The 18,793-nt window shown below is 69.8% G+C and carries 24 protein-coding genes; 13 read left to right on the top strand and 11 right to left on the bottom strand.

Annotated features, from left to right (window positions below; all coding sequences use genetic code 11):
- Positions 1-36 precede the first annotated feature (36 nt).
- Positions 37-750 (bottom strand): GAF and ANTAR domain-containing protein, encoded by a 714-nt coding sequence (locus tag C5B96_RS15870; protein WP_104246331.1) that lies wholly within the window; start codon positions 748-750, stop codon positions 37-39.
- The gene (locus C5B96_RS15865) at positions 747-1,463 is read right to left on the bottom strand and encodes a GAF and ANTAR domain-containing protein (protein ID WP_104246330.1); all 717 of its coding nucleotides are present in this window, start codon (positions 1,461-1,463) and stop codon (positions 747-749) included. The genes C5B96_RS15870 and C5B96_RS15865 overlap by 4 nt, the downstream gene beginning before the upstream one ends.
- Positions 1,464-1,625: 162 nt before the next feature.
- On the opposite strand from C5B96_RS15865, the gene C5B96_RS15860 reads away from it, so the two are divergent.
- Complete coding sequence (locus C5B96_RS15860) at positions 1,626-2,465, top strand: glucose 1-dehydrogenase (RefSeq protein WP_104246329.1); 840 nt, start codon at positions 1,626-1,628, stop codon at positions 2,463-2,465.
- 33 nt (positions 2,466-2,498) lie between these two features.
- Here the strand turns inward: C5B96_RS15860 and C5B96_RS15855 are convergent, their stop codons facing one another.
- Together C5B96_RS15855 and C5B96_RS15850 are read right to left on the bottom strand one after the other, a co-directional pair.
- Positions 2,499-4,415 (bottom strand): potassium transporter Kup, encoded by a 1,917-nt coding sequence (locus C5B96_RS15855; protein ID WP_233189247.1) that lies wholly within the window; start codon positions 4,413-4,415, stop codon positions 2,499-2,501.
- 37 nt (positions 4,416-4,452) lie between these two features.
- Positions 4,453-5,097 (bottom strand): TetR/AcrR family transcriptional regulator, encoded by a 645-nt coding sequence (locus C5B96_RS15850; protein WP_104246327.1) that lies wholly within the window; start codon positions 5,095-5,097, stop codon positions 4,453-4,455.
- Positions 5,098-5,196: 99 nt separating this feature from the next.
- Between C5B96_RS15850 and C5B96_RS15845 the strand changes: the two genes are divergently transcribed.
- Positions 5,197-5,919, top strand: a complete 723-nt coding sequence (locus tag C5B96_RS15845) for an SDR family oxidoreductase (RefSeq protein WP_104246326.1) — start codon at positions 5,197-5,199, stop codon at positions 5,917-5,919.
- A 46-nt stretch (positions 5,920-5,965) separates the two neighbouring features.
- On the opposite strand, the gene C5B96_RS15840 is transcribed toward C5B96_RS15845, so the two are convergent.
- The gene (locus C5B96_RS15840) at positions 5,966-6,463 is read right to left on the bottom strand and encodes a MarR family winged helix-turn-helix transcriptional regulator (protein ID WP_104246325.1); all 498 of its coding nucleotides are present in this window, start codon (positions 6,461-6,463) and stop codon (positions 5,966-5,968) included.
- 90 nt (positions 6,464-6,553) lie between these two features.
- Between C5B96_RS15840 and C5B96_RS15835 the strand changes: the two genes are divergently transcribed.
- Positions 6,554-7,483 carry an NADP-dependent oxidoreductase gene (locus tag C5B96_RS15835; RefSeq protein ID WP_104246324.1) on the top strand — a complete coding sequence of 310 codons (930 nt, stop codon included), beginning with the start codon at positions 6,554-6,556 and terminating at the stop codon, positions 7,481-7,483.
- A 162-nt stretch (positions 7,484-7,645) separates the two neighbouring features.
- Positions 7,646-7,933: a hypothetical protein gene (locus C5B96_RS15830; RefSeq protein WP_104246323.1), complete on the top strand. Its 288-nt coding sequence runs from the start codon at positions 7,646-7,648 to the stop codon at positions 7,931-7,933.
- A gap of 165 nt (positions 7,934-8,098) precedes the next feature.
- On the opposite strand, the gene C5B96_RS15825 is transcribed toward C5B96_RS15830, so the two are convergent.
- The gene (locus C5B96_RS15825; RefSeq protein WP_104246322.1) at positions 8,099-9,100 is read right to left on the bottom strand and encodes a diguanylate cyclase; all 1,002 of its coding nucleotides are present in this window, start codon (positions 9,098-9,100) and stop codon (positions 8,099-8,101) included.
- A gap of 197 nt (positions 9,101-9,297) precedes the next feature.
- On the opposite strand from C5B96_RS15825, the gene C5B96_RS15820 reads away from it, so the two are divergent.
- From C5B96_RS15820 to C5B96_RS15795, 6 genes are all read left to right on the top strand, one after another.
- Positions 9,298-9,663 carry a hypothetical protein gene (locus tag C5B96_RS15820; protein WP_146078225.1) on the top strand — a complete coding sequence of 122 codons (366 nt, stop codon included), beginning with the start codon at positions 9,298-9,300 and terminating at the stop codon, positions 9,661-9,663.
- Positions 9,664-9,736: 73 nt separating this feature from the next.
- Positions 9,737-10,222 carry a DUF2975 domain-containing protein gene (locus C5B96_RS15815; protein WP_104246320.1) on the top strand — a complete coding sequence of 162 codons (486 nt, stop codon included), beginning with the start codon at positions 9,737-9,739 and terminating at the stop codon, positions 10,220-10,222.
- Complete coding sequence (locus C5B96_RS15810) at positions 10,222-10,431, top strand: helix-turn-helix transcriptional regulator (RefSeq protein WP_104246319.1); 210 nt, start codon at positions 10,222-10,224, stop codon at positions 10,429-10,431. The genes C5B96_RS15815 and C5B96_RS15810 overlap by 1 nt, the downstream gene beginning before the upstream one ends.
- Positions 10,428-11,558 carry a DUF4232 domain-containing protein gene (locus tag C5B96_RS15805; protein ID WP_104246318.1) on the top strand — a complete coding sequence of 377 codons (1,131 nt, stop codon included), beginning with the start codon at positions 10,428-10,430 and terminating at the stop codon, positions 11,556-11,558. Before C5B96_RS15810 ends, C5B96_RS15805 begins: the two co-directional genes overlap by 4 nt.
- 58 nt (positions 11,559-11,616) lie before the next feature.
- Positions 11,617-12,048, top strand: coding sequence for a chemotaxis protein CheY (locus C5B96_RS15800; protein WP_104246317.1), 432 nt, complete (start codon positions 11,617-11,619; stop codon positions 12,046-12,048).
- Positions 12,045-12,356 (top strand): transcriptional regulator, encoded by a 312-nt coding sequence (locus C5B96_RS15795; protein ID WP_199176684.1) that lies wholly within the window; start codon positions 12,045-12,047, stop codon positions 12,354-12,356. The genes C5B96_RS15800 and C5B96_RS15795 overlap by 4 nt, the downstream gene beginning before the upstream one ends.
- Positions 12,357-12,377: 21 nt before the next feature.
- On the opposite strand, the gene C5B96_RS15790 is transcribed toward C5B96_RS15795, so the two are convergent.
- Positions 12,378-13,166, bottom strand: a complete 789-nt coding sequence (locus C5B96_RS15790; RefSeq protein ID WP_104246316.1) for an alpha/beta fold hydrolase — start codon at positions 13,164-13,166, stop codon at positions 12,378-12,380.
- 53 nt (positions 13,167-13,219) lie between these two features.
- Here C5B96_RS15790 and C5B96_RS15785 point away from each other — a divergent pair, with 53 nt between their 5' ends.
- Positions 13,220-13,633, top strand: a complete 414-nt coding sequence (locus tag C5B96_RS15785) for a MarR family winged helix-turn-helix transcriptional regulator (RefSeq protein WP_104246315.1) — start codon at positions 13,220-13,222, stop codon at positions 13,631-13,633.
- Positions 13,634-13,701: 68 nt separating this feature from the next.
- Here the strand turns inward: C5B96_RS15785 and C5B96_RS15780 are convergent, their stop codons facing one another.
- Positions 13,702-14,499, bottom strand: a complete 798-nt coding sequence (locus C5B96_RS15780; RefSeq protein WP_158507212.1) for a TetR/AcrR family transcriptional regulator — start codon at positions 14,497-14,499, stop codon at positions 13,702-13,704.
- A 76-nt stretch (positions 14,500-14,575) separates the two neighbouring features.
- On the opposite strand from C5B96_RS15780, the gene C5B96_RS15775 reads away from it, so the two are divergent.
- Together C5B96_RS15775 and C5B96_RS15770 are read left to right on the top strand one after the other, a co-directional pair.
- On the top strand, positions 14,576-15,625 hold the full coding sequence (locus tag C5B96_RS15775) for a zinc-binding dehydrogenase (RefSeq protein WP_104246343.1): 1,050 nt from the start codon (positions 14,576-14,578) through the stop codon (positions 15,623-15,625).
- A 131-nt stretch (positions 15,626-15,756) separates the two neighbouring features.
- The gene (locus C5B96_RS15770; RefSeq protein ID WP_104246314.1) at positions 15,757-16,296 is read left to right on the top strand and encodes an alpha/beta fold hydrolase; all 540 of its coding nucleotides are present in this window, start codon (positions 15,757-15,759) and stop codon (positions 16,294-16,296) included.
- 34 nt (positions 16,297-16,330) lie between these two features.
- On the opposite strand, the gene arfB is transcribed toward C5B96_RS15770, so the two are convergent.
- From arfB to C5B96_RS15755, 3 genes are read right to left on the bottom strand one after another with little or no spacing between them, the layout of a single operon-like run.
- Entirely contained in the window at positions 16,331-16,753 is a 423-nt protein-coding gene (arfB, locus tag C5B96_RS15765) for an alternative ribosome rescue aminoacyl-tRNA hydrolase ArfB (RefSeq protein WP_104246313.1), read from the bottom strand.
- 54 nt (positions 16,754-16,807) lie between these two features.
- Entirely contained in the window at positions 16,808-17,728 is a 921-nt protein-coding gene (locus C5B96_RS15760) for a hypothetical protein (protein WP_104246312.1), read from the bottom strand.
- Positions 17,725-18,765 (bottom strand): ABC transporter permease, encoded by a 1,041-nt coding sequence (locus tag C5B96_RS15755; RefSeq protein WP_199176683.1) that lies wholly within the window; start codon positions 18,763-18,765, stop codon positions 17,725-17,727. Before C5B96_RS15755 ends, C5B96_RS15760 begins: the two co-directional genes overlap by 4 nt.
- Positions 18,766-18,793: the final 28 nt, after the last annotated feature.

Here is an 18,793-nt window from a genome sequence, read left to right as displayed (position 1 = left end):
CCGACTCGGGAGGCCCGACCCGGGATGCAGAGGGGGCTAGAGGGTGATCTCGAGGCGTACGACGCGGAGGGCGGTGACGGCGAGTTTCTGCTGGTTCTTCCGCGCGTAGTCCCTCAGCAGGTCGAAGGCCTGATCGGTGCTGATGTGGTGCACGTGCGAGAGCACGCCCTTGGCCTGCTCGATGACGACGCGGGAGTCGAGAGCGTACTGCAGCTGGTTCTGCACGATGCCCTTCTCGCGGAGGCTGCGCTCGTGCATGATGCCGATCGTCGCGACATTCGAGAGCGCACGGGCCGCCCGCACATCGGTCGGATTCAGCTCGCCCGTCTCGGCGCGAAGCAGGTTCAGGGCGCCGATGACGTCGTCGCGGAGGCGGAGCGGGATGGCGTACACCGACAGGAAGCCCTGTTCGACGGCTCCCGACCGGAACCGGCTCCACTCGTCCGGGGCGAGCCTGATGTCGGGCACCGAGACCGTGCGACCCGTGGTGAAGCACTCGATGCAGGGGCCCGCCTCAGCGGAGAGCTGCATCACCTCGACCAACCGGGCGGCTTCGCTGGTCGATGCGACGACCTCGAGGGTTCCGCTCTCGTCGGCGAGCAGGATGCCGGCGGCCGTGATGTCGAAGACCGTCTCGCACGTCTCGACGAGGGTCTGCAGGAGGTCGACGATGTCGTAGTCCTCCACGAGCGTGTCGGAAAGGGTCATGAACGTGTCCAGGAGCACCTCTTCTCTGGTGTTGCCGGTCATGGGGTGTCCTCGATTCCGTTCGGGCCTGCGCTGAACGACACACGTCTCTCGACGATGTCGGTTGCAATATCCATCATGCTCCGTCCAGATGCGAATGCCCGCCCTCGCAGGATGAGGAGGGCGTCATCGGGGGGAAGACGGAGCTGGGCGACGATGATGCCGGTGGCCTGGTGGATCACCCGGCGGGAGTACTCGGTCTCGGGCAGCGTCAGGTCGCGCTCCGAGAGGCGGATAGCCCGGCGCAGGATGACGCGGCTGATGACCGCGGCGAGCAGGCTCGTCTCGGCGATCTGTTCCGACGTCAGCGCACTCGCATCGACGGTGTAGAAGTCGATGGCTCCGATCTGCATCGGGCCGACGGTGAGGGGGAACGCGAAGAGCGCCCCGATGCGGTGACGCCGCACCTGCTCGGTGAACAGGGGCCACTCATTGCCGATGCGGTGTGCGAAGTCCGGTTCGAGAACGGGGCGCCGGGAGGCCAGCGCGTCCCAGCAGGGCCCCTCGCCGAGATCGAACTGCACCTCGTCGATGCGCGCGGCGAGCAGGCTCGTCGCCGAGATGGTCTCTGCTCCCAGCAGGTTGCCGAGGGTGGAGACAGCGCCGCCGTCCATCGGCACGACCGAGAGGAGGATCTCGGCGATGCGGGCCGGGTCGGCGCCGTGGTCGATGTCGGTGATCGCGGCGGCAGCCGCCTCGAACGTGCTCTCAGCCACGGCGCCATCCCGCCTGCCGGCGAGGGCGGGTGGATGCGGATGCGAGGGCCATGAACACCAACGTACCGCTCCGGGCGATCGGTCGAAGCGTCAACCCCTTTCGTGCCCGTTCCGGCAGGTTTTGACTTCACCCATCAGGCCGTCGAACAGAGGAGGATTCCCATGAGCCAGCCAGCGCAGCACCAAGACGTTCCGGGCGTCGAGAGCGAACTCACGCCCGCAGCCGACCACGGCGAGCAGAGCTACCGGGGGTCGGGGCGGCTGGCCGGCAAGAAGGCGGTCATCACGGGAGGCGACAGCGGTATCGGCAAGGCGGTCGCCATCGCCTTCGCCCGGGAGGGTGCCGACGTACTGGTCAGCTACCTGAACGAGCACGACGACGCGAAGGACACGGCGAGCTGGGTGGAACAGGCGGGCCAGAAGGCCGTGCTGGTGGCGGGCGACCTCGCCGACCCCGCCCACTGCCGGGAGATCATCGACACCGCCGTCGAGAACTTCGGCCGTGTCGACATCCTCTTGAACAATGCCGCGTTCCAGATGTCGCACGACACCCTGGAGGAGATCTCCGACGACGAGTGGGATCGGACGATCGCGATCAATCTGAGCGCCTTCTTCCACCTCACCAAGGCGGCTCTGCCGCACATGGCGGCGGGCAGCTCGATCATCGGGTCGAGCTCGGTGAACTCCGACACTCCCTCGCCGAACCTGATTCCGTACGCGGCCACGAAGGCGGGCATCGCGAACATGTCCGCCTCGCTCGCCCAGCTGCTGGCCGAACGCGGCATCCGGGCCAACAGCGTGGCGCCCGGGCCGGTGTGGACCCCGCTCATCCCCTCGACCATGCCCGAGGAGAAGGTCGAGAGTTTCGGCGAGCAGGTTCCGCTGGGCCGCCCGGGGCAGCCGGCCGAACTGGCCCCCGTCTACGTGCTGCTCGCCTCCGACGAGGCGAGCTACGTCTCCGGCGCCCGCATCGCGGTGACCGGCGGCAAGCCGATCCTCTAGCGCGAGGCCGCAACCGGGCCTCGGGAAGAGGCCCTAGATGTCGATGTCGCTGCCCATGGTGACGGTTCGGCTCGCCGGCAGGGCGAAGCGGGCGGCCGGGTTCGCGGCGTTCTGCGCCAGCCCCACGAAGAGGGTCTTGCGCCAGGCGGTCATGCCGGGTGCCCGGGTGGGGCGGATCGCACCGCGCGACACGAAGTACGAGGCGGCATCGATCTGTTTGCCGGTGAGGTCGAGTACGCCGAGCGCGCAGGCCTTGCGGAGGGCGCGCGGGATGTTCGGGGTGTCTGAGAAGCCGAACCGCACCTTGACGTGGTCGATGCCGTCGTCGGAGTAGCCGAGGTCGTTGTACTCGAACGCGTCGCGCGGGCTGACGTGCGGCACATTCTCGATGACGACCGTCACGATGATGACGCGCTTGTGCAGCACCTTGTTGCGCTCGACGTTCGCCCGCAGCGCGAGCGGCGTGGAGTCCCTGTTGGGGTGCAGGAAGATCGCGACACCGGGCACGCGCAGGATCTTCTTCGAGTTGACCGCGTGCACGAACTGCTGCAGCGAGCCCTCTTTCTGGATGCGGCCGGCGATGACGAGATCGCGGCCCTTCCGCCACGTCGTCATGACGAGGATGACGGCGAGAGCGACGAGCAGCGGAACCCACCCGCCGTGCAGGACCTTCGACAGGTTGCCGGCGAAGAAGGTGAGTTCGAGCCCGCCGAACGCGATCGCGGCGAGCCCGATCTTGATGGGGCCCCAGCCCCAGAGCCGGGGGGCGACGAGCAGCAGCAGAACCGTGTCGACGACCAGGGCGCCGGTGACCGAGACCCCGTAGGCCGTCGCCAGGGCCGCGGAGGACCGGAAGACCAGCATCACGGCCATCACTCCGACGAACAGCAGGGCGTTCACGGCCGGCAGGTAGACCTGGCCGCCCTCCCGCTCCGAGGTGTGTCGAACGGTCAGCGGGGGCAGCAGCCCCAGCTGGATGGCCTGCCTCGTGAGCGAGAACGCCCCCGAGATGACGGCCTGGCTGGCGATGACCGTGGCGATCGTCGCGAGAATGACGACGGGGAGGCGTGCCCAGTCGGGGAAGAGGAGGAAGAACGGGCTCTGGCGCGCGGCCGGATCCTGCAGGATCAGGGCAGCCTGCCCCAGGTAGTTCAGCACCAGGGCCGGGAAGACCACGAAGAACCAGGCCCGGCGGATGGGCGGCCGGCCGAAGTGCCCCATGTCGGCGTAGAGCGCCTCTGCTCCCGTGATGACGAGCACGACGGCGCCCATCGCGACGAACGCGATGACCGGGTGGCCGACGATGAAGGCGACCGCATACGTGGGGGACAGGCCCACCAGCACGCTCGGGTGCTGCACCACCATGACGGCGCCGGCCGCAGCGATGACAAAGAACCAGAGCAGCATCACCGGGCCGAACAGCTTGCCGACCCGACCTGTGCCGAAACGCTGGAACGCGAAGAGCCCGGCCAGGATGACGGCCGCGATCGGAACGACGAGGTGGGAGACCTGCGGCACGGCGATCTGCAGGCCCTCGACCGCCGAGAGCACACTGATCGCCGGGGTGATCAGGGAGTCGCCGTAGAACAGCGAGACGCCCACGATGGCGATGAGGAGGAAGAGCACGGCCTTGCCGGCTTTGCCCTCCCTGGCCGCGTACAGGCGCTGGCCGAGAGCGGCGAGCGCCATCACCCCGCCTTCGCCGTCGTTGTCGGCACGCATCAGGATGGAGACGTACTTCACCGACACCACGATGGTGACGGCCCAGAACATCAGGGAGATGACGCCGTAGACGTCGTCAGGCGTCGCCTGCACGATGCCGCCGTCGATGCTGAAGACGGTCTGCAGGGAGTAGAGCGGGCTGGTGCCGATGTCGCCGAACACCACGCCGAGGGCTGCGACGGCGAGCCCGGCTGCGCCGACCTTCGCCGGCTGTGACACGGATTTCACCGAACGACTCTGACCATGGATCCGACCCTACCCGCTCTCAGGCCGCTGGCACCCCCAGCAGTGCCGGAAGCACGATCCCGTCGACGAGGGAGACGAAGAAGTCGCGGTCTGCCGGTGCGGTGCCGCTGCTCATCCGACGGTCGCTCATCGCGGGGATGACCTCGGCGAGGAGCGGGATGCGCGCTCTGCGATCGCGGGGCACCTCGCCGCGCTCGATCGCCCGCTCGAAGAGGCGGCGGTAGACGTCGGCGTAGGGATCGGCGACCTCGAGCCGGATCGCCTGCGCCAGGAGCTCCGAGCTGCGGGCGGCAGAGGCCAGGCCGGCGAAGACCGCGAGGCGTCTCTCGGCGCCGCCGAGCCAGGGGGAGTCGATGACGGCGAGCAGGTCGCCCCGCAGCGATCCACTGTCGGGCAGGCTGGCGGCCTCGGGCGGGTGCCCCACCGATCGGATCGCCGCCAGCAGCAGCTCGTCTTTCGTGGCCCAGCGCCGGTAGAGCGTGGTCTTGGCCCGGCCCGTGAGGGTGGCCACGGCATCCAGAGTCACCCGCTCATAGGGCCGATCGGCGAGCAGGTCGAGTGCGACAGAGAGGATCGCCGGGTCGCTCGACCGGTCGTACGGGCGACCCGGGTGCGCACCGGCCTGCCTGGCGCCAAGGATGTCGGGCGGTGTCGCGCTGGTCATGGCTCCACGATACGCGCCGGTCGCGCAATTACGCTACTGAGGAGTAGCGTAATTGCTGCCGAGAGCGGCCAACTCGGTTGCTCGGCGAAGGAGAGAACTGTGAACGTCAGAGATTCCGTGTTCGTGATCACCGGTGCATCGTCGGGAATCGGGGCGGCGACCGCCCGCGCCGCTGCCGCTCGGGGGGCGCGGGTGGTTCTCGCTGCACGCCGCGAAGATCGCATCCGCGCACTCGCCGACGAGCTCGGCGGGGCGGCCGTCGCGGTGCGCTGCAACGTGACGGACCCGCAGCAGGTCACGGCACTCGCCGAGGCTGCGCTCGCCGCCTTCGGCCGCATCGATGTGCTGGTCAACAACGCCGGCCAGGGCCTGCAGGCCACGATCGAGACGATCGAGCTCGACGACTTCCGGAGTGTGCTCGAACTGAACCTGGTGGCTCCGCTGGCCCTGATGCAGGCGGTGCTGCCCGTCATGCGCCGACAGGGTGCGGGCAGCATCGTGAACGTCAGCTCGGGGACGACGTTCGCCGATGTTCCGGGAACCGGAGGGTATGTCGCATCGAAGATCGCCCTCGAACGGCTCTCGGCGATCGCCCGCGCGGAGCTCGACGGAACAGGCGTCACGGTGTCGACGATCATTCCGTTCGCCACGCAGACGGAGTTTCTCGGGTCGATCCGGGCGGGCCGCGCGGAGGCCGAGGCGATGACGGCGGGGGCGACCTTCGACACGCCCGAGCAGGTGGCCACGGCGATCCTCGAGCTGGTCGAGAGCGGCGCGCCCCGCGTGGACCTTGTTCCGGCAGCCTACGGCGGCAGCCGCTAGCCCCGGAGACGGCGAAAGCCGACGGCCCGGGCGGGCCCCGGTTCGCTCAGACCTTGCGGCGGCGGGGGGCGGCGGAACGCGGCGGCGTGGTGCGGAGGTGTTCCGCTGCCCGGCCGAGGATGCGGGCGAGCTCGTCGACATCGGCGTCGCTCAGGGCCGCGAAGAGCAGGGTGTGCAGAGCCTCGATGTGGCCGGGGAAGACGGTCGCGAGCACGGCGCGGCCGGCGTCTGTCAGGGCGACGACGGTGCTGCGCTCATCGTCGGGCGATGGGGTGCGGGTGACGAGCCCGCGCTTCTCGAGCAACTGCGCCTGGTAGGTGAGCCCACTGCGGCTGTAGACCACGCCGTCGGCCAGGTCGGTCATGCGGCGCCGACCCTCCGGAGCGTCACCCAGTCGGGCGAGCAGCTGGAACTGCACGTAGCTGAGTTCGCCGGCGTCGCGCAGCTGTTGCTCAACGGCGTGCCGCAGCAGGCTGCTGACCTCGGTGAAGGCGAAGTATGCCCCGAGCTGGGTGGGTGTCAGGGCGGAGGGCGTCGAATCCATGTGTCCATTGTATGTTGCTTCGAATTCGTAGCAATGGTACAGTCATCTCAGTTGCTTCGAACTCGAAGCACAAAGCGAAGGGAGACAGCCATGAAGGCAGTACTGTTCCACGAGACCGGCGCACCCGAGGTGCTTCGTATCGAAGACATCGAGAAGAAGGTGCCCGCGGCGGGCGAGGTGCGGCTGCGGGTGGCGGCCTCGGCGTTCAATGCCGCCGACAACGGAATGCGCGCCGGTCTGCTGCCGATCCCTGTCGTGCTGCCCCACGTTCCGGGCTACGACATCTCGGGCACCGTCGAGGCGATCGGCGACGGTGTCGAGGGCATCGAGCTCGGCGACCGGATGATCGGCTTTCTGCCGATGGAACGCGATGGGGGTGCGGCAGAGTTCGTCGTCGCACCGGCGGAGTCGCTCGTCGCCGCCCCCACGAGCATCCCCCTCGCCGACGGGGCGGCCCTGCCCTCTGTGGCACTGACGGCCTGGCAGGCGCTGTTCGACGAGGGTCGACTCGGCGCCGGGCAGCGCGTACTCATCGTCGGCGCCGGGGGAGTGGTGGGCACGTACGCCATCCAGCTTGCCGCCCGGGCCGGCGTGTACGTCGTGGCAACCGCGAGCCCGCGCAGCATCGACGCGGTGCGAGCGGCGGGCGCCGACGAGGTCATCGACCACACCGCAACCGATCTGCTCACCGCCGTCGACGAACAGGTCGACGTGCTGCTGAACCTGGCGCCCCTCGACGAGCAGCAGTTCGAGAATCTCGTGGCGCTGGTGCGGAACGGCGGCACGGTGGTCAGCACCACGGCGTTCCTGCCGACGCCCGGCGACGCCAGCCGCGATGTGCGGGCCGTGACCGTGTTCGTGCTGCCGAACCGGGCGCGCCTCGCCGAACTGGTCTCGCTCGTCGACGACGGCCAGCTGACCGTCGAGGTGACCCGGCGCATCCCGCTCGCCGAACTGCCCGCACTGCACGCCGAGGCGAGCGCGGGCCGTGTGTCGGGCAAGGTCATCGTCATCCCGTGACCGCGGGGCGGGGAGGCGGTCGCGAGGGCAGGGCGGGCGGTGCCCTCTTGCGGACGTGACCGCTAGAGGCTCTGGTCAGGGCGGCCGGGTGACCGCACACTTGCATCTGTTCGGGGGACCCCTGGGGTGAACCGAACCAGCCCGCCGCAATCGAGGACCACCATGCCATTCCCCCTGACCCGTTCGATTCGCCGCTTCGCACTGTGGGCGAGGCGGGTCGGGGTCACCGTGTTCGTCGCCGCCGCCCTGATCGTCGGCCCGGCCTCGGCGCCGGCTGCGCTCGCCGCGACGGCGACGGCGACGGCCTCGGGGGAGGTTCCCGACAGTGCTTCGACCTCGCTGGTCGCCCTGGTCATCACCGCCGTCGCGGCGTTCATCGTGGGCGCATCGGCCCTGATCGTACGCCGACACCAAAAAGAACCCCCGGGGTCGGAGGGCGACCGGCAGTAGCCTTAAGACAGCATGCCCCCTGTCGTCGCAGGACTAGGGGGCATGCTGGCAACCGAAGTTGCGGTAGTGCTTCGGAAGCCTCACCGTGTTCGGATGGGGTGAGCGTATCTCCAATGTTCCCTCCGCGGTGCACCCGTCACCCCTTTCTTCGCAAAACGGATCTCGCTATCGGGTGCGCACCGTGTTGCGGCCGGCGTGTTTCGCTGCGTAGAGGGCCTCGTCGGTGCGGTCGAAGAGGGCCGAGCGCTCTTCGGCGGTCTGGGCCGGCCCCGTCGCGGCACCGATGCTGACGGTCACCGCCGGCTCGGGCTGCGCGGCCATCTCCGCCCGGATGCGTTCGGCGAGAACCTCGAGGTCGGCGGCGCTCGCGAGTGCGGCGAAGACGACGAACTCCTCGCCGCCGGTTCGCGCGACGATGTCGCCGTCGCGCGTCGTGGCGGTCAGCACCCCGGCCGCCCTCACGATCACGTCGTCGCCGGCCCGGTGGCCGTGCGTGTCGTTGACCGCCTTGAAGTGGTCGAGGTCGAGCACGAGGCAGCCGAGCACCAGCCCGGCCCGCGATGCCACGGCGTTCAGTGCCGTGACCTGCTGCTCCATCCCGCGCCGGTTCAGCAGGCCGGTCAGCGGGTCTGTCTGCGCCAGGTGCTCGGCTTCGTCGCGAGCGGCCGTCAGCGAGCGGCGGAGCCGGATGATCAGGAACGTTCCCGTGACCGCCAACCCGATGTAGATGATCGCGCTGGCGATCGGAGTGTCTCCACGCACGGTGATCACGGCCAGGGCGAACGCGCTGCTGATGGCGCCGATCAGGATGCCCGGCCGATCGTCGTCGAGGGCGACCGCCGAGAGGCTCAGCCCGAGCAGGGAGAACGCCGCGACGACGGCGATGCTCGGCGACGTCACCACGAACGCCCCGCAGCCGATACTCACGATCGCCAACAGGATGAGTGAGCGGCCGGGGCGGTGCGAGGCGGTTCTGAATCGTCGCGCGAGCACGGCGACGACGATCGCCGCCAGGGAGAGAATGCCGATGACGACACGGAGAAGGTCGGGCCGGAAGTCGACGAACGCGGCGAAGAAGGCGAGCTCGACAGCCGTCTCGATCGCGAGGATCTGCACGACCCGGCTGCGGAACACTGCATCACGGTCGAGCCCCGCCCTGAGGTTCACGCCGTGGTCTTCCCTTCTCCGCGGCCGTGCCGTTGCGCCGACGAGACCACCTTATCGAGCCGACACCGGTGGGCTCGAAACGGTGCGGAAGCCTTGACGTGAGACCCGCGAGATGACAGAGAACGGATCGGCGCGACGCCGGACACACCCGCGCTGAGGGGCGGCTAACGGCATCCTGGACTGGCTAGTCTGGGCGCATGAGCGACCCGCGACAGGATGCCTGGAGACCGTGGCGATGGCCGATGGAGTGGTTTCGGGAGGAGAAGTTCTGGCGCGATGTCGGCACACGCACGTTCGCCGGGATGTTCACCGCCGCCATTCTCTACCTCGGTGCCCTCTTTCTCGGCTACCTCGGTGCGCCGCACGTCGCGGGCACCGTGAGCGTCGTCATCGGGATCATTTTCATCGTCGCGCTTGCGCTCTGCGCCCTCGGGGTGCTCCGCGCTCTGCCCCGACGGGCGCGGGCCGGGCAGCCCCTGGCCGGGCGGCTCGTGCTCCTCGTGGTCCTCGCGGCCCTCCTCGTGCTGCTCGTCGTCGTTCTCCTCACCGGCGGAGTCACCTGAACGTCACTCTGGGGCGAGGCAGCAGAATATCGAGAATCGATAGGGAACGCTCGATCTTCGATAGAGTCGGGGCATGACAAGCAGTGGTGATGTGATTCTGCGGGTGCTTCTGGTTCTGCTCTTCGGAGCCTGCGGAGCCGCGCAGGTGTGTTCGGGGCTTCTCGCGACGTCTCTGGTGGGGGGTGTCTCGGCCGTCGTTCTGACGGGTCTGATCGTCGTCGGCGGCCTCTGCGTCGAGGTGGTGCTCGTGAGCGTGTGGGCGTTGCTCGGCAAGGTGCGTCAGGGGTCGATCTTCGACGCGCGCGGCCGCGCCGACCGATGGACGAACACCGCGATCGCCGCGCTCGGCACGGCCGCCGTCTTCGCCGCCGCCGGTTTCGTCTACTTCGCCCTCGCTCCGGTGCAGCCCGAGGCGACCGCCGGCGCGTCGACGGTGCTCGCCATCGCCGCTGCCGCTGCCGCGGGTGCGGCAGCGGCGCTCGCCCTGCTCGTCGTCGTCATGCGGCGCCTGCTGCACACGGCCGTGCAGTACCAGAGCGACCTGGCGGAAGTGATCTGATGCCGATCGTCATCAATCTCGACGTCGAGCTGGCCAAGCGCAAGATGTCGGTCACCGAACTCGCCACCGCGATCGACCTCGCCGTGGCGAATGTGTCGGTGCTGAAGAACGGTCGCGCCAAGGCGATCCGGTTCACGACTCTGGATGCCATCTGCGAGGCTCTCGGCTGCCAGCCCGGCGACATTCTCAGCTACGTTCCCGACGAATGAGCAGGCAGACCGCTCGGGCCGCTCTTCCTGCGGCCGTCGGCGGTGGAGTCGCCGCGGCGCTGTGGCTGCTGGTCAACGGACTGAACACTGCGCTGACCTTCGACAGCACGGTTCCGGCATCCTTCGCAGACCTGGTGTTGCCCGCTGCGATTCAGCCGGTGACGTGGGTCTCCGATGTTCCCGGGAACATCCTCACACCCGTTCTGTCGGCGCTGGTGGTCGGCGGGCTCGTCGCGGTGGCGGTGCGCCTGGGGCAGCGCAGGGAGTCGAGGGCAGGGTCGACGGGGACGGTCGGCCTGTCGACCCTCTGGTTCGCGACGATCCTCGCGGCTGCCGCCGTGGGCTTCGCGCTCGCCTTCGGCCAGACGATCCACGACTGGCCGCCCGGTCGGCTCTGGAACGCGTTCGACGGTCTTGCCGGCTCGGTGCAGGCGGCGGCCCTCTGGGGTCTGCTGTGGGGGTGGCTGCCGTCGGCGCTGGCCGTGCGCGCGACGAGGTCGCCGCGTCGATCGGCGCCCCGGACGGGAGCGTCGCGGCTGCCCGCCGCGCTCGTGTGTGCGGCGGGCATCGTCGCGGTGGTCACGTCGTCTGCTCTCACCGGATACACCGTTCCCACCGATCCGTCCGAGCCGGCTCCCGTCGTGCAGCCCACGGGGCCGGCGGTTCCTCCCGTCGCCGACGACGCGCCGGCGGTGGACCCCCAGTGGTGCAGCGTCAGCCAGCTCTCGCTGGAAGCCTCAGCCTCTGACGGGGCCGCGGGGCATCGCGCACTCGGCCTGCTGGCCACGAATCGCTCGGGCGTGAACTGCGAGCTGGACGGATATCCCGACATCGCCTTCGCCGACGCGAACGACTTCCTCCTGGGCCTGCATCTGGTGCACGGCGGATCCTTCGCCACCGACGACTCCGGGCCCACCTCGATCACCCTCGGCCCGGGCCAGTCTGCGACCGCCCTGCTCGGCTGGGATGCCCAGCCGAGAGACCCCGAACACACCGTCGCGTACCTCCATGTGGCGCCGTACCCCGGCGCGGAACGTGTCGCCCTGCCCTTCAGCGGCGACCTCGTCGAGAACGCTGATGTCGCCGTCACGGCATGGGCGGTGACCGGGTCGGCTCCGGCTGACTGAAAGCACTTGCCAAAGTGGCAACTACTTGCGAGGATGGTAACCAACGAAGGGACACTCGATGGAAACCACACCCACCATGACCAGCAGCGAGGCGCGGCAGCTGCTCGACCACGCCGACCGCCTGAGCCGCTCGGCCCACAACGCCACCCGCTGGCCCTACATCGCGTTCATTCTGGCGCTCGGTGTCGCAACCTCGATGGGCACCTTCGCGATGGCGCTCACGACGGGCGACGGCTTCGGGCTCGCCTACCTCGGCACGCTGGTCGTGATGTTCGCCCTGCTGATCTTCTTCATGGTCAGCATTCGGGGCCGCTCCGCCTTCTCCCGCAGTCGCCGCTGGACGGGGTACATCGCGAGCTGGTTCGTCACCTACGCTGCCGCGCTCGCGGTCGTCATCTGGGCGCACGGCTCTCTGCTGCTGGCGGGCCTCGCATCCGGCCTCGTTCTGGTCGTGGCGCTGGTATCTGCGGCTCGGGAGGCGCGCTCGTGACGGCGGTGCAGCATCCGCGGCACCGCCTCGACGAGTTGCTGCAGAACCCGGTGCGCTTCTCGATCGTGGCGGCTCTCGACCGGGCGGGCACACTCGGCTTCGGCGAGGTGCGCGATGCGGTCGAGATCACCGACTCGGCGCTCAGCAAGCAGGTCGCCGCGCTCGAGGCGGCCGGCTACCTCGCTGTCGGCAAGTCGTTCGTCGGCAAGACGCCACGCACCTCGCTGACGCTCACACGGCACGGCCGGGCCGGGTGGAGGGCGCACCTGGCGACCCTGCGGGAGATCGCGGGCGACCCCTCCGCCTAGGGCCTGGGGCTGTGGCACTGCTCATTCCCCGGCCAGCGCGCGGGCCAGGAACGGGTCGATCACAGCCCAGGTCGCGTCCGGGTTCTCGAGGTGGGGCAGGTGGCCCGCGGCCGGCACTTCGGCGAATCGGCCGCCCGGAATCGCCCGGCTCACGGCTCGGCCGTAGGCGGGGGTGACCACGCGATCGCTCTCGCCGAAGACGATGAGCGTCGGCACGGCGACCGTGCTGAGCCGACCGAGGAGGGTCGGGTCGCTCATCTCTCGCCCGGCGATCACCAGCATGGTCTCGCCGTTCGAGCGCTGTTCTGAGCGCTGCTGGTCGGTGAGGCCGGCCGGGTCGCGGTAGCCGCGAGCGGGGTCGTGCCAGGCGACGTCGGCGAGTGCGCGTGCGTCGAGAGCGAAGAAGTCGGCGATCGGTTCGCCCTCGACGACGGCACCCACCCCGTCGATGTCGATGACGGCTCCGACCAGACCCGCGTACGCGTCGTTCGAAGCCGCCTGCACGGCCATCTCGAGGGCGATCCAGCCGCCGATCGACGAACCGACGACGATCGCGTCGCGGATGCCGTCACCGCGAAGCCGCTCGAGGTAGGCGGTGGCGAGCACGGCGACCGAGTCGATCTCGACGGGGCGCGGCGTGCTGTTCCACCCCGGGTGCGTCGGTGCGAGTGTGCGGAAGGATGCGGCGAGGTGGCCGACGAGCGGTGCGACGGTCTGCGGACCGCCACCACCGTGCAGAACGAGGGCGACGCGGGCGTCAGGCCGGCCCGATTCGGGCAGGGAGAGCTCGGGGGGAAGGTGCGAAGTCATGGCGTGCTCCTTGTATAAGCATGTTGATATACGAATGTTGATACACTAACACCATGACAACGGATGTGGAACTGCTCGGCCAGGCGATCAAGCGGGCACAGTACCGCAACCACCGCGCAATGGACTCGGCGCTGCACGACGTGGGTGTGTCGCTGGTGCAGTGGGACGCGCTGCGCGCGATCGATCGGATGCCCGGCGCCTCCGGACACGACCTCGCCGCGGTGACCTTCCAGAGCGACCAGGCCTTCGGCACCCTGGCGAACCGCCTGAGCGACCGCGGTCTGATCACGCGGACCTCCGGCCACGGGCGCCGCATCGAACACGCTCTGACCGAGGAGGGGCGCCGGGTGCTCGCCGAGGGGCAGGGCCTCGCGGGTACGGTGCTTCCGGCTCTCTTCGCACCCCTGGACGAGGCCGACCGCGCGACGCTCCTCCGGCTGCTGCAGGCGCTGCTGGCCGAGGGGTGACGCGGGAGTCCGAACGGGTGGGTGGCGCGGGCGCCGAGCGCCGGGCGCGGCGCGGGCGCTGCCGCGGGTCAGTCGGCTGCGGGCACAGCGGCTGCGGCCACAGCGGCTGCGAGCAGGGCGGGCAGCGCCACGGCCTCGGCGCGGATGGCACCCACCTCGAGCTCGAAGAGGGTGTCGGCGCCGATACCGGTGGCGGCGAGGTGGCCACCGAGTTCGAGACTGATGATGCCGTGCAGCCTCGTCCAGGTGAGCAGGGCCAGCACCAGCACCCCGGTCGGGTAGCCGGCGAGTCCGGAACGCTCGGCCCACGGAGTGAAGACGCCGGCGATCCCGTCGGGCAGGGAGGCCGCGATGGCACCGGCGTCGGCGACGGCACCGGGCTTGTGTGTTCGCGGAGCTTCCGCGCCTTCGCCGACCGCAGCCAGCGCCTCGACGAGCACCGCCATGCTGCGCGACGCCGCCGGAATGAGGCGGTCTGCCGCGAAGTCCGCACCGGAACCGATGCTGGTCTGGAAGATCAGCCGATACGCGTTCGGGTGCTGCAGTGCCCACCCGCGGGTGCCGCGGAGCACGGCGTCGAGGCGCTGCTCGGGCCCCTCGGCCGAGTCGAGGCCCTCCAGAGCGTCGGCGAGTTCGTCGTAGGCATCCACCACGAGGTCGGCCAGCAGCGCATCGCGGTTCGCGAAGTAGCGGTAGACGGCGGCGGGCGACATCGACATCTCGCGCACGATGCCAGTGAGCGACAGAGCATCCGGCCCGCCCTGGCGGATCTGCTCCATTGCCAGCCCTTTGATCTCCCGCACGGTCTGCGCGCGTCGCTCCTGCTGCCTCGTGGGTCGTGCCCCGGCCGTCGTCTCCGAACTCATGTTGACAGAGTAACACCCCATCACTAATGTGAAGACCACTAACTTAGCGACAGAGCGTCGCAGCGGAAGGATGATCATGCCCACCACGAACGCACCGATCTGCTCGACGACGACCCGCGTCATCCTGCCCGGGCTCGTCGAACCCTCCGGCCTGCAGGTCACAGCCGGCCCGACGCCGTCACCGGGACCCGGCCAGCTGCTCATCGAGATGGAAGCGACCGGCATCTCGTTCGCCGAGCAGGCGATGCGCCGGGGCCGCTACTTCGGCCAGCCCGCCTTTCCCTTCACCCCCGGCTACGACCTGGTGGGCCGCGTTCGTGCGGTCGGCCCGGGCGGCGACGAGCGGATGATCGGCGAACGCGTCGCGACGATGACCAAGACCGGCGGATGGGCGACGCTCGTCGCGGCCGAAGCCCGGGACACGATCAAGGTGCCGGCCGGCGTCGCTCCCGAGGAGGCCGAGACGGTCGTCGTGAACGGGGTGACCGCGTGGCAGATGCTGCACCGTGCCGCGAAGGTGAAGCCCGGCCAGACGATCGTGGTGTTCGGTGCGAACGGGGGAGTGGGCGGCATCCTCATCCAGCTCGCCCTTCACCACGGCGTCACGGTGATCGGGGCCGCGTCGCCCCGCCACCATGACGCCCTCCGTGCCGCCGGAGTCATCCCGGTCGACTACGCCGACCCCGCCCTGCCCGCCCTGGTGCGGCGGCACGCGCCGGCCGGGGTCGCGGCGGTCTTCGACAACATCGGCGGCGACAACACCGCCCTCTCGTTCTCGCTGCTCGGCCGCGGCGGCACCCTGGTGACCTACGCGATCGTGAATGCGGTGAGCGGGACCGACCCGCTGATGCTCCCGTTCCTGAAGGCGATCGGCAGGGCGCTTCTCTGGAGCGCCCTGCCCAACGGCAGGAGGGCCACGTTCTACGACCTCTGGTCGGGTCACACGGCGCGGCCCGCCCGCTTTCGGCGTCGCCTCGAAGAAGACCTCGGCCGCGTGTTCGAGCTGCTGCAGGGCGGCACGATCACAGCCAACATCGCTGCCCGCTTTCCGCTCTCCGAGGCGGCCGCTGCCCTCGAACTCGCCGAGTCCCGCACACTGAACGGCAAGGTCATCCTGGTTCCCTGATCGCTGGTGCGGCATCCCTCTCGCCGCCGAGTGCGACAGAATGTTCTCTCGGGCGTCTCCTCGCATCGACGAGCGAGCGACCGAGTGACCGTCGACTGCCGTGTCGAACATCGAACCGAAGGGTGCACTGCGTGAGCGAGAATCGAAGCGTCGAGAGAGAGGGCCGCGAGGTCGCCTTCTCCGTCGAAGGCGAGGGGCCCACGCTCGTTCTGATCGCGGAGGCAGGCGCCGGCATCGGCTACCTCGCAGGCCTCGCCCACTCGGTGGCGTCAGCCGACTTCCGTATCGTGCGGGTCCAAGCGGAGCAGGCGCAGGATGTCGTCGCCGTGCTCGACGAGATCGGCGCGGCCGATGCGTGGATCGGCGGGCACGGCGACGGCGGCACGATCGCCCGCACCGTCGCACTGCAGAACCACGACCGGGTCGGCGGCGTTCTGCTGTTCGGTGTCGAGCAGGGTGACGGGGTGCCGGAGGTGGCCGAGGGCATCCCGGTGCTCGTCATCCAGGGCAGTGTCGACGAGGTGACGCCGCCGGAGAACGGATTGGCGCTACAGGCTGCGGCGCCCGGGCTCGTCAGCGTGGTCACCCTCGAGGGTGCCGGCCACGACTTTCCGTCGTCACACGTCGGCGAGGCTGCCTGGGCCGTCGAGGACTATCTCGACTGGGACTGACCCCTCTGAAGCCCGACGGACCCGGGCGGTTCGATCACTCCGACGCCGGCCGCTGACGGTGCTGCTTCGTCTCTGAACGCTGCGCCTTCGCCGTGAGCCGGCGGAGTTTCGAGCCGCGGGTCGCCTTGGTGGGCCGCCGGGGCGCGGCCTCGGGGGCCAGGGCCGCGGCGACGAGGTGCGACAGCCGTGCCGCCGCCGCCTCCCGGTTGCGGAGTTGCGAGCGTCTCTCCGATGCTGTCACGGTGACCGCGCCGGCGACCAGCCGCCGCGAGAGTCGCGTCAGCAGCAGGTCACGCTGCCGTTCCGACAGCGTCGGCGATGCCGCGATGTTCCACGTCAGCTCGACCCTGCTGTCGGAGGTGTTGACGTGCTGGCCGCCCGGCCCCGACGAGCGCGAGAACCGCCACCCCAGCTCTGCCGCTGGAATCGTCAGCGCGGGCGTCACGACCAGATCCATCCCCCAAGGGTGCCACGCCCGGCCGCGCGGGCGCGACGAGGGGTGGCCGCGGGCTCAGAACACGGAGACGTCGAGGTGCCAGTCGAGCGGGCGCGACGCGCTCACGGTCGCGACGCGGCCGGAGCGCTCGGCGGCTCCCGCCGAATCGCCGAAGCCGGTGGAGGGTTCGAGCGCGATGACGTGGCCTCCGGCGAACTCGGCCCTGTCCCAGAACAGCCCCAGGTAGAGCCGGGCCTCGCTGTACCAGGAGAGCCGCAGCGTGGAGCCGTCGCGCTTTCGGAGAAGCGCCACCGCCACCTTGAGCTGCGGATCGACGAAGACCTTCAGCGACGACTCCGGCCTGAGCCGCCCGAGCACGTCGCTGCCGGCGACCGAGAAGTCGTGGCGGGCACCCCGGTTCGGGTATTCCTCGACGAGGCCGGGGGCTCCCCCCGGTTGCGGTGCGACCTCCGACGAAGCGGTACTCGACGCCAGCAGCTGCAGGGTGGTCCCGGGCTCCGCGGCGAACTGGGGGTGTGCGCTCCAGAGAAAGGGCAGCGGCTCGGGGGAGCCGGTGGTGGCCCGGTAGCTCAGCCGCAGTCCGTCGGCCGTCGCCGCGATGGTGCGCGTCACCGACACGGGCATCGAGGTCAGCTGCACCGAGGTGGTCACCGTGTTGCGGGAATCGCCGGCAACGGGTTCGCCCGGCAGCCACGACCGGCTCCAGGCTTCGCCGTGGTCGGCCAGCGACGTGCCGTCGGCGAGGGTGCTCGCCGAGACCGTCGGGAAGGCTTCATCCCACCCGCCCATTCCCGGTCGCACGAAGACGGGCCGGCCCTGCTCGTCGGTCGGGGGCGGCCACCGATCCGTCGAGGGGGCGAGCCACTCCGTCTGCCTGCCCTCCGCTCCGCCCGAGTGGAGGCTCAGGATGCGGGCACCCCGTTCCGCATCGACGAGGCAGCCGAGGCCGCCGCCGCCCTCGACCCGATCGATCACGCAGGCAGGCCGATGCGGCGCTCGCCCGAGCGCAGCTGCTGGATGATGACCGCCACCACGAGCAGGCCACCCTTGGCGACGTTCTGCCAGAACGCATTGACGTCGAGGAGGGTCATGCCGTTGGTGAGGATGCCGAGCAGGATCACGGCCAGGATCGTGCCCATGATCGTTCCCTTGCCGCCCTTCAGGGCGGCGCCGCCGAGGGCCGCTGCCGTGATCGACTCGAGCTCGAGGCCTTCCGACCCCGAGACCGGCTGGCCCGATCCGGTTCGTGCGGTGATGAGGATGCCGGCGATCGCCGCGACCGCACCGGTCATCATGTACACGCCGAGGATGTAGCGGTTGATGTTGATGCCGGCCAGGCGCGAGGCGACGTCGTTGCCGCCGACGGCGTAGATGTTCCGGCCGATGCTCGTGTAGCGCAGCACGACGTGCATGAGCACGGCGAGAACGATCAGCACCCAGATCAGCACCGGGATGCCCACCAGGGTGCCGCGGGCGAGGAAGACGAAGAAGCCGTCGGCGCCCGTGTAGCCCTGGGCGCGCCCGTCGGAGACGAGCTGTGCGATGCCCTTGAACGCCGCGAGGGTCGCCAGCGTCGCGATGACGGGGTTGACCCGGCCGAAGACGATGATGCAGCCGTTCAGCAGGCCGCAGGCGATTCCGATGCCGAGGGCGCCGACGACCCCGAGCAGAGGGCCGGCGACGGTGAAGATCATGGCCGAGGTGACCGACGCGAGCCCGGCGATCGAACCGACCGAGATGTCGAGCGCGCCCATGATGATCACGACCGTCTGCACCACGGCCAGCAGCCCGGAGACAGCGATGGCGGTGCCGATCACCCGCACGTTGTCGATTCCGAAGAAGAGCGGGTTCTGCGAGCCGATGACGGCGACGAGCGCGATGATGGCGATCAGCAGGGAGATGTTCTGAACACCGATGGTGGTCAGGATGCGCCGGGCGACCGAGGGCACCGGCGGGGCCGCCACCTCTCGGGCCAGGGAGGTTTCGGGGCGCTGGGTGGTAGGAGCAGACACCGGAGGGGTCCTTTCGAAGGGGTGGGGC

The sequence above is a fragment of the Subtercola sp. Z020 genome, from assembly GCF_002931235.1.
Lineage (GTDB): Bacteria > Actinomycetota > Actinomycetes > Actinomycetales > Microbacteriaceae > Subtercola.
This window is presented reverse-complemented; position numbering and strand designations above follow the sequence as displayed.